The organism is Calditrichia bacterium, from assembly GCA_020634975.1.
Lineage (GTDB): Bacteria > Calditrichota > Calditrichia > RBG-13-44-9 > J075 > JACKAQ01.
This window is the reverse complement of sequence record JACKAQ010000002.1, coordinates 451,112-464,784: the sequence shown is the minus strand read 5'-3', so window position 1 is coordinate 464,784 and position 13,673 is coordinate 451,112. Positions and strand designations below refer to the sequence as shown.

The 13,673-nt window shown below is 43.5% G+C and carries 9 protein-coding genes and 1 tRNA gene; 5 read left to right on the top strand and 5 right to left on the bottom strand.

The window, feature by feature from the left end; translation table 11 throughout:
• Positions 1-7: 7 nt before the first annotated feature.
• The 3 genes from H6629_16310 to H6629_16300 all read right to left on the bottom strand — a co-directional run bounded on the left by H6629_16310 (position 8) and on the right by H6629_16300 (position 1,414).
• Positions 8-598 carry an aminoacyl-tRNA hydrolase gene (locus tag H6629_16310; GenBank protein ID MCB9069357.1) on the bottom strand — a complete coding sequence of 197 codons (591 nt, stop codon included), beginning with the start codon at positions 596-598 and terminating at the stop codon, positions 8-10.
• A gap of 40 nt (positions 599-638) precedes the next feature.
• Positions 639-1,265, bottom strand: a complete 627-nt coding sequence (locus H6629_16305) for a 50S ribosomal protein L25 (GenBank protein ID MCB9069356.1) — start codon at positions 1,263-1,265, stop codon at positions 639-641.
• A gap of 77 nt (positions 1,266-1,342) precedes the next feature.
• Positions 1,343-1,414 (bottom strand) — tRNA-Gln (locus H6629_16300).
• A gap of 260 nt (positions 1,415-1,674) precedes the next feature.
• On the opposite strand from H6629_16300, the gene H6629_16295 reads away from it, so the two are divergent.
• Positions 1,675-3,540, top strand: a complete 1,866-nt coding sequence (locus H6629_16295) for a sulfatase-like hydrolase/transferase (protein ID MCB9069355.1) — start codon at positions 1,675-1,677, stop codon at positions 3,538-3,540.
• Positions 3,541-3,571: 31 nt separating this feature from the next.
• Here the strand turns inward: H6629_16295 and H6629_16290 are convergent, their stop codons facing one another.
• Positions 3,572-6,871 carry a PAS domain-containing protein gene (locus H6629_16290; GenBank protein MCB9069354.1) on the bottom strand — a complete coding sequence of 1,100 codons (3,300 nt, stop codon included), beginning with the start codon at positions 6,869-6,871 and terminating at the stop codon, positions 3,572-3,574.
• Positions 6,872-7,200: 329 nt separating this feature from the next.
• On the opposite strand from H6629_16290, the gene H6629_16285 reads away from it, so the two are divergent.
• The 4 genes from H6629_16285 to H6629_16270 are packed head-to-tail and all read left to right on the top strand — an operon-like array spanning position 7,201 to position 12,492.
• Positions 7,201-7,707, top strand: coding sequence for an NYN domain-containing protein (locus tag H6629_16285; protein MCB9069353.1), 507 nt, complete (start codon positions 7,201-7,203; stop codon positions 7,705-7,707).
• A gap of 2 nt (positions 7,708-7,709) precedes the next feature.
• A complete protein-coding gene (locus tag H6629_16280; protein MCB9069352.1) occupies positions 7,710-9,026 on the top strand; it encodes an ATP-binding protein in 1,317 nt (438 codons plus the stop codon).
• Between the two features lie 56 nt (positions 9,027-9,082).
• Positions 9,083-11,422, top strand: a complete 2,340-nt coding sequence (locus tag H6629_16275; GenBank protein ID MCB9069351.1) for a hypothetical protein — start codon at positions 9,083-9,085, stop codon at positions 11,420-11,422.
• On the top strand, positions 11,410-12,492 hold the full coding sequence (locus tag H6629_16270; GenBank protein ID MCB9069350.1) for a trypsin-like peptidase domain-containing protein: 1,083 nt from the start codon (positions 11,410-11,412) through the stop codon (positions 12,490-12,492). The genes H6629_16275 and H6629_16270 overlap by 13 nt, the downstream gene beginning before the upstream one ends.
• Here the strand turns inward: H6629_16270 and H6629_16265 are convergent.
• Entirely contained in the window at positions 12,489-13,607 is a 1,119-nt protein-coding gene (locus tag H6629_16265; GenBank protein MCB9069349.1) for a DUF2914 domain-containing protein, read from the bottom strand. The two genes, H6629_16270 and H6629_16265, sit on opposite strands and share 4 nt — an antisense overlap.
• Positions 13,608-13,673: the final 66 nt, after the last annotated feature.

Genomic DNA, 13,673 nt, shown 5'->3' with positions numbered 1-13,673 from the left:
AAATTGATTAGTTTGAGTCTTCCAGATAATTGCGATTATATTTATTCATTGTTGCTTCCGGCCCCGATGTAACGAAAGAAACAGTCGCATCAGCTGCCCATTCCACCATTTCGGCAAGATGATCGCGTTCCGACCGATTGAAAGCAGACAATACAAAACCGCTCATATCTCCGCTTAATATAGAATGTTTGCTTCCGATTCCGAATCTAAGGCGGTGAAACTGATTCGAACTTGTAACTTGAATAATTGACTTCAGCCCATTTTGACCTCCTGCACTCCCGTTTGGTTTGATACGAATACTTCCAAACGGCAAATGAAAATCATCGACGACTACTAAAATTTCGTTGGCAAGGTCAGTTTTATAGTACTCAATGATATGACGAACCGCCTGCCCACTTAAATTCATGTAGGTAGTCGGCTTGACGAGCAAAACGGGGGTTGAGTCCAAGGAGATTTTTGACTGAAGATACGGGCCGCGGCCCTTTGAAAAACTGCCATTGAAACGGCTATTTATATGATCAACAACCAAAAACCCGACATTGTGCCGGGTTTTTTCATATTTTTCACCCGGATTACCTAAACCAATAATAACATGCACTTAAATTAGCCCGGTTTAACGAAAATTTCAAAATCATTAATTATTCGGCAGATTCATCGGATTCTTCTGACTCAACCGCTTCGGCTGTTTCAGAATCGGAATCCATCTGGCTAAGTGCACCTCTTGTCAGTTCTACCAATGCGATTGCATCACTGGGGTCGTTCAAAATCCGGACATTTTCATAATTTAAATCTTTTACCTGTATGGATTTACCAATTGCAAGATTGGTAATATCGATTTCGATTTGATCTGGAAGGTGTTCAGGGAAGCATTCAATAGACAATTCACGGAGTGGTTGCTGCAACATACCGCCAAGTTTTACACCACGTGCCTCGCCTTTCAGGTTTATCGGCACCATAATACGCATTGTTTTCGACATGTTTACACCCAGAAAATCGACATGAAGCACTCGCTCTGTCACCGGATGATATTGCACTTCTTTTAATACGCATTTGAGCGGGCTCTTTTCGCCCTCCACTTTGAGGTCAACCAAACCGTGTGCGTGATTTAAAAATTGCGATAAGTTTTTCTCATCAAATACAACCGAAACAGCATCTTCACCTGCGCGATAAAAAACTCCCGGAACTACGCCATTACTACGCATCTTTTTATTGTTGCGCCGTCCTGTCTCTTCACGTTTTTTAGCTTCGATGGTAATAACAGACATTACTCGTTCTCCTTCTACCTGATTAAAAAAATGCAACCCTATATCCGGATTGCATATTGATACTTACAAAATGATAGCTGGGGTGCTAGGACTCGAACCTAGGAATGGCGGGACCAAAACCCGCTGCCTTACCGCTTGGCTACACCCCAGTATCTAAAACTGAAATAACAATCTCAAAGTCGGGCGAAAATATAACATACGTGAATATGGTTGTCAAGCATAAATATCATTTATTGTGATTAGTTTCCCGAAATTCCGATTTAGTTATCAAAGTTTGATTTCGATGATAGCGTATTGGAGATTCGTTTTTTTGCATTTGCTTTCAACAAAGAAATGTTTAGATTATTTGTTTGAATTCTAAATGATTTGCTAAGATACACGAATACGAAACTTAACTTCATTGAATAAATTGAAATACAAGCTTTTTATCCCCCACATCGTCCTGTTTTTACTTGCGATTCAATTTTTGGGAGATACAATCATCCGAAGCGATGATATTTCAAATTGGCAACTGGATGATTTTCTGACATATTTCATTAGCCTGTTTACAGCATTTTCTTTCTGGTTGCTGTTCGCATGGCTAACCGTCAGCCTGCAACGCATCCATTGGCTAATGGCTTTTCCGGGCGTATTTATCGTCTTTTTGATTGAAACTGTCATTCTCATATTGTGTTACGGTTATTTTGATTATTTTAATGCAATGCCAAATTTTTATTCCTGGGAATATATCCTCGAAGAACCGACGGACGTTTACGCAATTCTTACCAGCACTCTAAAAATTACCCATTTTTTGGTACTGACAATATCTACCGCGCTGTTATCGGGTATTTGGTATTGGCAAATCGGGCGTTATCGAGATAAAAAATTTCTGTCATACAGTGTTTTTGCGGCATTATTCTTTTTTCTCATTGGCTCGGCTTACATTTTCATCAATGTTCGTCAAATTGATCAGTCTTCAGTCCCGGATGTCAATTCTGTTGCTGCAATTTCGAGTATTGCGATGGATCAATATTGGCACAACACCACTACAACGGGCAGCGGATTAAAAAAAGCAAACCGAATCGAAATCCCTCAATCGAAAGCCGAAGTGCCCGCAAATGTGCTGATCATCGTCAATGAAAGTTTGCGACGCAAAAATCTGCATGCTTTTGGATATCCCGTTGATACTACCCCAATCATGAGCAATTTTCTGAAAACCCATGAAAACGAAGTTTTCATTTTTCAAAACGCATACGCAAATGCGACAACTACAATGTTGTCCTTAACTTCAATGTTAACAGGCGTTTCTACGGTGCAAACTTCAGATATCCTGCATCAATCGCCATTGGTTTTCGACTATGCAAAATCACTAAACTACCAAACCTTTTTTGTATCTGCCCAAAGTTTTGCATGGCGTAATTTTGATGTTTTTTTCGAAACACCATCGCTTGACATTTTCTGGAACAAAGAAATTGGCTTCGCACCACGAGTTCACGACATTGGAACAGACGACCGATTAATGATCAGAGAATTTAAGAAAAGCATGCAACGTATCGACAAAAAACCTTTTTTGGGCGTCGTTCACACCAATTGTAACCATTATCCTTATTTTTCGCAACAACCTTCAGGGTCGTTGCTGGATAGATATAATCAATCCATCCAATTTCTGGACAATCAATTTGATGAAATTATCAAACAATTGCTCGAATCGGAGTTACTGGATAAAACGATTATCATTTTTACATCTGATCACGGCGAGGCATTTGGGGAGCACAACTATTTCGGACATTTGCGAACGTTTTACGAAGAAGAAAGCGGTATCCCGTTTTGGATATATATCCCACAGGCGCTGCAAAAATATTATGGCGAAAAAATTGAAACGCTGCGTACCAATACTAAACTTAATATTTCCAATGTTGATCTGGTTCCGACCGTTATTGATTTGCTGAAAGTGCCAAAAATACCGGAAGTAATCAGAAATAATTTTCTCGGCAACAGCTTGCTAAACCCGTTTGATCCTAATCGTTATATTTTTATGCTGAACAACAACGAGGTATCTAACTATAAGATATTTCTAAGCTTAGGGGTAATATCCGGTGATTACAAATATATGTTGATCAAAAAAGGCAGTGCTTTTCGGGAGGTTACCTTTAACATCCGGCTCGATCAAGATGAGATCAACAACCTCACAAATGTGCACCACAAATTGGTCGATGACATTCAGGCGGAAATTCGCAAATACGATTCCGCACGAAAAATTCTGGAACTTGCGCAGCAAAATCCATACAATAAATAAATTGAATAGCGCTATTTGAGGTGATCGATTTTCATTTTACAACCGCAGTTCCAACCAACTCCGAAACCTTACGCGATAAAGATTCCACAGTAAACGGCTTTTGAAGCAACGGCACAGCGTCGTTTTGCACTAATCCGGTAACGGCGCGTTGCTCGCCTAATCCGGTGCTCAACAGCACCTGAACAGCAGAATTCATTTTCCGCAGCGCCCGGAAAACCTGTTCACCGTTCAATCCCGGCATTCCGAAATCGAGAATAACCAACGCAATGTCGCTGGCATTTTCATAATATTTTCGCAGCCCTTCACGACCGTTTTTGGCTATCAGCACGTTAAAATTCATCATTTGCAGCATCGCTTCGTAAACTTCCAGCAAATGAGGTTCGTCATCAATTACCAAAATAGTTTGAGTATTCGGCGCTTCTTTGCCATTCGCAATTTTGTGTCCGTTGTCGCTGTCTTTTCGGGCTGGCGAGCGGACAATTGCAACTTTTGGCTGGCTCGTTTCCGGTTTGATCTCAGCCCGTTTTGCATCTGCCTTGGGCGTAGCTGTTGGCGACTGTTGTTGATGCGCAACTGTTGCAGAAGGCAAATACAGGTGAAAAATGCTCCCCTGATTTTCAATACTTTGCAACATCAAATAGCCGTTGTGCTTTTTGATGATTCCCTGCACAATGCTCAATCCCAAACCGGAGCCCTGCCCATTGCCTTTTGTCGAAAAAAACGGTTTGAAAATTTGTTTACGAATTTCCAGCGGAATACCGCCGCCATTGTCCTGCACGCTCAGGCACACATAGTTTCCGGGTTTTAAGGCTTTGAAATTACCGGATTTAGCATCAATATTTTTCTCGCGAACGCGAATAATAATTTTGCCGCCATCCGGCATTGCATCTTTTGCATTTGCGGCAAGGTTGAGCAACACCTGCGTCACCTGTCCGTAATCGCCATTAATTTCTGGTGCGGATTCCGGCAAATCATATTGCACGTCAATCGCAGAACCGACCATTTTTTCAACCAGATCGCGTGAATCCTCAACCAGTTCGAGCAGGCTGAATTGTGATTTTTCAACTGCCGGTTCGCTTTTGGAATAATTCAACATTTTACCGGTAATCTCAGCTGCGCGTTTCGCCATCTGATAAATGACCCGTGCCCGGTTCTGGTTTTGCTCAACATTTTCCGGCTGTTGCAGAATCATTTGTGCGCTCGGTAAAATTGCGCCAATAATGTTGTTGAAATCATGCGCAAGCCCGGTTGCCAATTGGCTGACTGTTTCCCGTTTTTGGGCGTTTTGCAGTTGCGGCTCCAGTTTTTCGACCGGATTTAGCTCCAAAGCTTCCAGCAAAACAGCAGGTTTGCCACGAAAATCAATGGGCAAAAAATTTACCGAACAGGGAATTACCAATCCATCAGCACGGCTGAGGCGAAAATTTTCCTGATAAATACTGCTGTTTTCTTCAACATAATTAAGCGTTTTGCGGAAAAGGACCAGATCATCCGGGTGAATCCATGCGGAAATCGGCAGTTCAACCGCTCGCTCCGGCGTAATTTCCATCAAATTTGTAAATTGCCGATTAAAAGAAAGTCCCTCACCTTCACGGACAATCCACATTGGCAATTGCGAACGATCGAAAATCATCCGGTAATTGGCGTCCTTTTCACGGGCGCCCTGCACAGCGGTCAATCGCTCCAATGCCGATTGGCAAAACTGGCTCAACAGCACAAAAATGTGGCGATCATTTTCATCAAATTTTTTCGAACGGTTAGTAATGCCGGCTTGCAAAATAGCTTTTGCCTGACCGTGAATCCGGATAATTTCAACAAGCTGATGCTCGTTTTGCAGATTTTCATCGTTCAACAACTCAGCGGAAAGCAATTTTGATACTTCCGTGCGGACATCAATTTCGGCATTTTTTTCCCAATCGCGGAAGGTTTGGCGATCGATAAATACATGCTCGGAATTTTCTGATTCCGGATAACCATAACCCAACCCAAACAAAAAACCGTTGTCTGTTAACAATAACATTGCTGCGGCATCTGCTGCCGGGATCGTTTGGCGAATCGCAGCAACTACCGATTGGTAAATTCGCGACGTATCAATTTGCGACTTCAGTTCGGCACTGAAACGATGTAAATCCGCCAATCTATCGGCAAGTCCCGAATCATCTTTTTGAACACTGATTTCGGTCGCCCACAGCAAATAAACCGGCTTACCAAATATTTTTGCCAATTTTATTAATCGGAAATCGAGCGTTTTATCTTGTTCACGTGCGTCATTCTGTATTTTTATTTGAATCGTTTTTCGATGTTTGCCAGCGCTTTGCGATTGAGCCAAAATTTCCCAAAAATTAACAGCGGTAATTTTTCTGTCGCTCTCGTTTTGCAAAACTGCGATGTTTTTCGGCAGCGTACCATTTGCCGGTTTGTCCGGTTGGGCAATTTGCTGAACCAGCAGCGGCGTCGCATACAATGTTTGGGCATTTTGGTCAACCAGCAAAGTCATATCTTTACGCGAATCGATCAGATATCGCAACAGGTAATCGGGCGGCAACTGTCCCAGCGCTTCGGCTGTGTTGCTTTCCATCAGCACCGTTACGCCGGCGATTGGCTTGCCATCAGATGAATACAAAATTCGCCCGATTTCCAGCACGCTTCGCCAGTTGCCGTCGCTATGTTTCAAACGATAGCCAAGCTCGTAAACCGGTGAGCGATTTTCGACCGAATCACGCCATGTTGTGAGGGCATCCGGCATATCGTCCGGGTGAATAAACAGGTCCCAATTTACCGAAGTCAACAAACGGCGTTCTGTCAAACCGAGGAATTGCTTTAGTTGGCGATCCATCCGGACAGTTCCTTCAAACCGGCGACCGTCCACGCGCAAGACCATCAGATTTGGGCGATTTTCAGGCGATTCTCCATCGAGAATTTCAATCACCGTGTCATTTTTGGGTTCGGAATATTGGCGAATTTGGGTATTTAAATAGCGAAAAACGCGGTCAAAAATACTGATAATTTTTAAAATTTGTTCATCTGTTTCCCGTGCGCCGCGTCTTTTTTGTTCTTCCATAATATAAGAAAGCATCGAACTGCGCAAACTGGTCAACCCCTGCGCCGCTAAAAAATAAGGCACTTCATCGCGAAACAGGTTGGGGAAAAGATCGGAAATAAATTTGTCGATTTCTGCGGAATTGTCGGATTTAAGCGAACGCAGCAAAAACTGGACGAGCAAATACCAGGATTTCATTCTAATATACGGTTTCAACTCGGCATTGTCGCGAATCCAGGTTTGTAACAAGCCCGGATAGCGGTTTTCCCCGTGTGTTGACGATGTTTTCAAAGATTTCCCGGTTTCGTCCATTTTACCTAATTACCTGAAAATATACACGTTAGCAACTGTTTGTTTCGGTGCCAACGGAAAATACGACAATAATTTTAAAACTTCCACAAAAATCTGCGGTCAACTTACTACTTTGTTGTAGATTTACATTTCTTTATTGTAATTATTCAACATTTTTGCATTTTCCTAACATCCCGGCACCCAAAAAGGCACTTTGATACAGTATCTTGCATCGCACAGCAAAGAGATGATTACACTTGATTTAACTCAGTTTTACGGCTATTTTTCGAAAAACTTTATTTTCTCGGCAAAAAATATTGGATCACAAAATGAACCGGCTGATAATCGACGGCTACAATTTGCTAAATTGTGGGAATCTGGATATCCCGTTAAATCTCGAACTGGAAACCCAACGCGACTATTTAATTCGTCAATTGCAAAATTATGCAGCCACGCAGAACTGCCACATCACTGTCGTTTTCGACAACCGGCAGCAGTCTGCGAGCGCGTTTTCTCCAGCAAAATTGTTAAAAATAATTTTCAGCTCGCCAGGAAAAGAAGCGGACGATGTGATTCGTAAAATGGTTCGCAAAAGCAAAGCACCGGCAAAACTAACCGTTGTGACCTCAGACCGGGTGATTCGAATGACCGCAAAAGATCACGGCGTTTCAAATTTGACATCCGAAGAATTTGGGCGAATGATCCAAAAAAACAGCGCCACAAACAGCAGTAACGCAAAATTTCAGCAAACCAAAACCAAATTTCAGGGCGATTTGAGTGACGCGGAAGTGGATTACTGGAAAAAGTTGTTCGAAAACCGGGATGACGAGGATTGAAATTGCGTCTGCTAAATAACCCAAAAACCATTTATGTTGTGATTGCTGCCGGCGTTTTGGCGCTGATTCTCCTCAATTTTTGGGGTTGGCTATTTTTGAATCGGCTGGATACCCAACTGCTGGATGCACTCTCCCGTCAATCGCGGCGGAATAGTGAAGTTTACGCGCTGCAAATCAGCGAGAAATTTGTGTTTACCGATTTGTTCGGACTGTCACCGGACGACGTCCGGTTGATTGCGCTGGAGCAATTGCTATACGAATTTCAACGCGCCGGAGAGCTGGAAAATGTGTTTGTGATTTCGCCGGACAAAACACAGTGGATATCCCCCGAATTGACCGCAGATGGCCAACATCGCGCCAGACAATTTCCGGTCAACGACAGTCTTTTTCAAAATGCGCAACTCGGAGAGGGCACGCTTGTTGAGCGAGTTCAATTTGGAAGCGATTATTTTTTAACGACTTACACACCAATTTTAAATGAATTTGGCGTACCGACTGCCGTTTTGCTGGTTGAAGCACCGGCAGATATTTTTGCAACGCTCTATTTTTTCCGGCGTAGTTTGATTGTTACGGCGATAGCCGGAACCGCCGTTATTTTGCTATTTGCGGGCTTAATTTTGCTGGCAATCCGGCAGTTGTTCCAAACGCGAGAAATGTTGGAAAAGCAAAATCGGTTGGCAGAATTGGGACAAATGGCGGCGATGGTTGCGCACGAAATTCGTAATCCGCTAAGTATTATCAAAGGTTCGGCGGAGGTATTGCGCAAAAAATACCGCCAACACGATGACGAAATGTTCGATTTTATTCCCGACGAAATCAACCGGTTGAACCGGTTGGTCAGCGATTTTTTGCAATTTGCAAAACAACGTGACCTGGCTTTGTCGCTCCAAAATCCCGATGAACTGCTGCTCTCGTTAAAACGGCAATTTCAGGATGAACGGCTCGATTTCAACATCCCGGAAACTGTCCCGCAGCTAAAATTAAACGACGATGCGTTCAAACAAGTGATGATAAATATTATCGAAAACGCCCGGCAATCAGTTGCTGCGGCAGCGGATGGCGGTAAAATTGTCGTCGATATTGCCATAAAAAATGGCGGTTCAAACAGCCTTTCCATCCGGGTAACGGACAACGGCAGCGGCATGTCCGTCGAAACACTAGACCGGATTTTTGAACCATTTTACAGCACCCGCGCTACCGGCAGCGGCTTGGGAATGGCAATCACAAAACAGTTGGTAACCCAAATGAACGGCACAATTTCGGTTGTCAGCCAAACCGGAAAGGGTACAACAGTAACGGTAAATTTCCCGATTGGCTAAAAAATACCTCATTTATGGCATTGAATTTCACCCAAAAATTAGCGTAAATCAAATCTATGGCTCGAATAATCACACTAATATATTACGCATTGTGGCTTTCCAGCTCACAAATTATGGCCCAAAAAGACGCAGAAAAGCTGGAATATTGGCATATTTACGACGCGTTTATGGATCTGGAGCCCGATGACGGACAAATGGCGGAAGTTACCGATCTTCAGCTTGTTCGCGATGTTGGAAAATTTACGCTTGTCAAAGGCGTTTTGTATTTGTGCAAACCCATAAACGGCAAAGTGTATGCAGCAATTTTCCGGGGTGAGGGCGTTTTTTCATTTACACCGCCAACCCGTGTCGAAACCGAGCAACTCGAACGGTTTTACGATAAGCCATCATTGAGCGAAACATTCAAATCGCTGTTCATCGTTTTTGCGGATTCAACATTACCCGAACTTCAGAAAAAACTTACCTTTAGCCCCAAAAAGCCACGCCGTGATTTTCGCGATGACGTTGAATACGCCATCAAATATCTTCACCGGAAAACCGGAAAACAATTTGATAACGCCATCATGAAAACGGTTCTCGAAAGCGAAACAAACGGCTTTTTTTATGCCCATTTCAGTGATCACAAAACCGACCCGCTATTTTTCGAAATCAACCCGTTTCAGGAAGAAGAAGTGCGATTTATGCGCCGGCTGAAAGGACCATCCTATTTATATATTGCGGAAGTAATCAACCAGTTTCATCAACAATCGGATTATCTTTCCGGGGCGGATCAGCGCGAAGAAGATAAAAGCAGGTTGCATATTTCCGAATACGATCTTGATGTGACCCTAAAAGGCAGTCAGCTCAAATTTTCCGCAACTGCAACAATTTCATTCGAATTATTGATGAAATCGCAAAGCTGGCTGGAACTGAATTTGTTTGCTGAACTGGAAATTGATTCCGCTTTTTGGGAAAATGGCGAGCCGGTTGAATTTGTGAAAGAAAAGGAAAATCCCTATTTATGGATAAAATGTGACAGGGATACCGAACCCGGAGAACAGCGGCAAATCACTTTTCACTATCGTGGGGATTTGATTGAGCGCGCCAGAGATTGGTTTTACATCCGGTCTTCGCGAAATTGGTATCCCAAACATGGCACGCGAAAAAAAGCAGATTTCCGTGTGACTTATCGCTATCCGGACAATTTCCAGTTCGCAGGTTCCGGCGAATTTGTATCTGCGGATACGCTTGATAAAATGATTGTCAGCCATTGGAAATCGCCGGAGCCGATGCACAATATGTCATTCAATATCGGGTTTTTTACAGATTATAAAATCGTAAACGACACCATTCCACCGGTTACCATTCAAATGGCAGAAACCGGGCACCGGGAAATCGCCCATTCGCTGGCAGCGCAGGGCATCGGCAGCGGCAGGAATATGGAAGTTCAGGTCGGCAAAGATGTTCGCCGCAGCATGACACTGTTTCAGGAAATGCTCGCTCCCCTACCCCTCAATCACTTTTTTGCGACGGACATCCCGTTCAGTCACGGCGAGGCGTTTCCGGGATTGATTCACCTGTCGTGGCAAACCTTCCAAATGACACGAAACAGCGGCGACGACGAGGTTTTCCGTGCACACGAGGTTGCACATCAATGGTGGGGCATCGGTGTCGATTTTGCGACGTATCACGATCAATGGATCAGCGAAGCCTTTTCGGAATATTGCGGCTGGCTATATCTGCACGATCTCGTTAAAAAAGAGGAAGATAACGACGACAAATTTTACGATTTGCTCGAAACCCGGCGAAAAGAGATCACCGGAAACCGTAAATTTCTTTTAGGCGATGGTCAAAAAGCTGGTCCAATCTGGCTTGGATATCGTACGCTCAGCAGCGATACACAGGGCGATTACCGGCTGATTATTTACCAAAAAGGCGCATGGGTGTTGCACATGATCCGCTCGATGCTTACCGATACCGAAACGCTCGACGATAGCCGTTTCCGGCAACTATTGGGCGAATTTTACCGTAAATATGCGGGCAGCCAGGCATCAACAGCGCATTTTATTTCATTTCTGGAATCGTTTACCGGTGAGAAATGGGATTGGTTTTTCAACCAATGGGTGTTCGGAACAGATATCCCAACTTACATTTTCAGCCACAATATAGCTCAATCGCCTAACGGCGAATATCTTGTCAGTTGTCGGGTTAGCCAGGAAGACGCGCCGCAGGATTTCAAAATGCCGGTGTTCGTCGGTGTGACATTTGAAAACGATCGGATCGAAGTTTATCGGCAATTGGTTGATGGCGAAACAACTTTTGAAATCGGTCCGTTTTCGGAAAAACCTAAGAATATTATTTTCAATCACTTAGAATCTGTTTTATGCGAAACGAAGAGTGAAAAATGGCAACATTGAGACATCCATCAGTTGCAACATTCGGGCGGCAAATCGCTTGCCTTTTTGCAATATGTTTTTTGCTCTCCGGCTGTATGCGACAGGTTATTCAAACGCCATCCGGCGTGATCAGCGATGGTCGATACGATTTGGCATTCCCATTTGGTGAAAATTCCGATGCATTAACCGACATGTTGGAAACCGTGAAATTGGTGAATGCAACCGCCTATTACGAAAGCTATCAATTTCCGATCGAGGACCAGATTCAAAAAGGTGATATTAATAAAGACCTGATTGAAAGCGGCAAATATGAACGAACCGTTTTCAACGATTACGCCGTTGGCACAGCCACGGTTATCTATCATCACCGCAACAGGGTTGCCGCGTTAACCTGCGCGCATGTGGTGGATTTTGCAGATACGATTTATACGTTTTTCGCGAACGAAAATGGCGAAGAATCACCGTTCATTCATCGCGTTTCCTTTAAAAAACAGCAGAAAAATTTTCTCGCGAACCTGCGTCAGGGTGAAGATTTTGAAATTTTGGCGATCGATCATGAAAACGACATTGCAATAGTCGGAAAAAAACTATTGTTTGTATCTGATGATATTCCGGTGTTTGACTACCGTTTGGGTCGCTCGGAAGAATTGGAATGGGGCAGTTTGCTTTATTTGATCGGCTATCCATCCGGAAAAAAAATGCTGACAACCGGCATCGTCAGCAATCCGAACCGCAATTTCAAACATGATTTTTTGGTAGATGCTTTGTTTAATCGTGGCTTCAGCGGCGGCATCGCACTTGCGATTCGCGACGGCTATCCAAATTTTGAATTGGTGGGCATCGTAAATGCGGTTTCTGCGGAAAATGAAGTTGTGCTTGTTCCCAGCGAATTTCCGGACAAAGGAGATTTTCCAATCAACGTACCATACACCGGCAGCGTTTACGCTGCTATGCGAAAAAAAATCAATTACGGCATTTCTTTTGGTATTTCCATCGAATCCATTTTGCTGTTTTTGCAGGAAAATGACAGTCAGCTACGCCGGAAAGGATATCTGCTGGATTTGTTTTTCAAAAATCCCATGGAAAATTAACGGGTAATTCGCACCAAATCAACGTGGATAGAATCCACCGTAATCGCCTCGAACTTCATTCTGCTGAGTGTTTTTCCTGACTCAGTTTCGACATCAACCCGCCACTCTCCCGGCATAATATTTTTTTTGAATGTATAACCGCGATATCCGCTATCGCGTCCACCGGTAATTTGATACCGCATTCTGTCGGTTGTTTGCCAACGGCGATTTTTTTCATCCCATTTTTGCCAGTGATGAAAAATAGAAGTGCCCAACTCCGTCGGTGCAAAAACAGATGCAAAACAGAACACCGTATCCCCCTCAACGTAATGAAATTCCGGGTTAAATCGCGCCCAAAATTGATACCAGTCCGGTTGCTCAAAAGTTATCTGATATTTGCCATCCAACCGTTCAACGCTGTGGCAAATGCTGCCATATTTTAGCGACAGCGGCACCGGCGGAATCCAGTTCAAAAAATAGAATGCGTTAAAAATGACAAACAACCCCAAAATTAGAGAATTGACCCGTTGAAATTGCTCGCGGCTTTTGAGAGCAGAAAAATAGTGCAGCCCAAAAATGATGCCCAAAACGGTGCCCAAACTGAGAAATCCACCGAGCAAAAACACCCACACAGCGATTTTTTTGATTACAACCGGGAGAAAAAAAGTGAGAAATGCAAACACAACCAGAAAATACAGTGACATCTGCAGATAAAGGTTGTCCAGCCGCTCTCGCAAAAATTCGTTGATGAGCAGCAGAAAAATGAGTATCGCCAAAAATAAATCGGTTTTGGTGAACGCTGCGCTTTGCGAATAAAAAACGACGTATGCACTAAACAACCCACCAAACAAAAATTGGACTATCACCGGATACCATTCGCGATAGCGAAGCCAAAACGGCTTGCTGAGAACGCCGTGGTTTACCAAATTCTGTATAACAATCAACACACCGGCTAAAACCACATAAAACAACAGGATAGAGTTGTCCAAAACCCTGTCAATTCTGCCAAGTGTGAAGTTATCCCAACTGAATCCGGCGATAAATGAGATAATCGGTGCATATTTTTCAAACCGGCGATACGCCGCTTTCCCACGATTTACAACCGGTCCCGCTGCAGATTTGAGCCAATAAATCATAATTTCCCACTGCCAGTATTGTATCGTCAATTCGCAAAAATTACGGAAAATTGCTCAGATAATCAA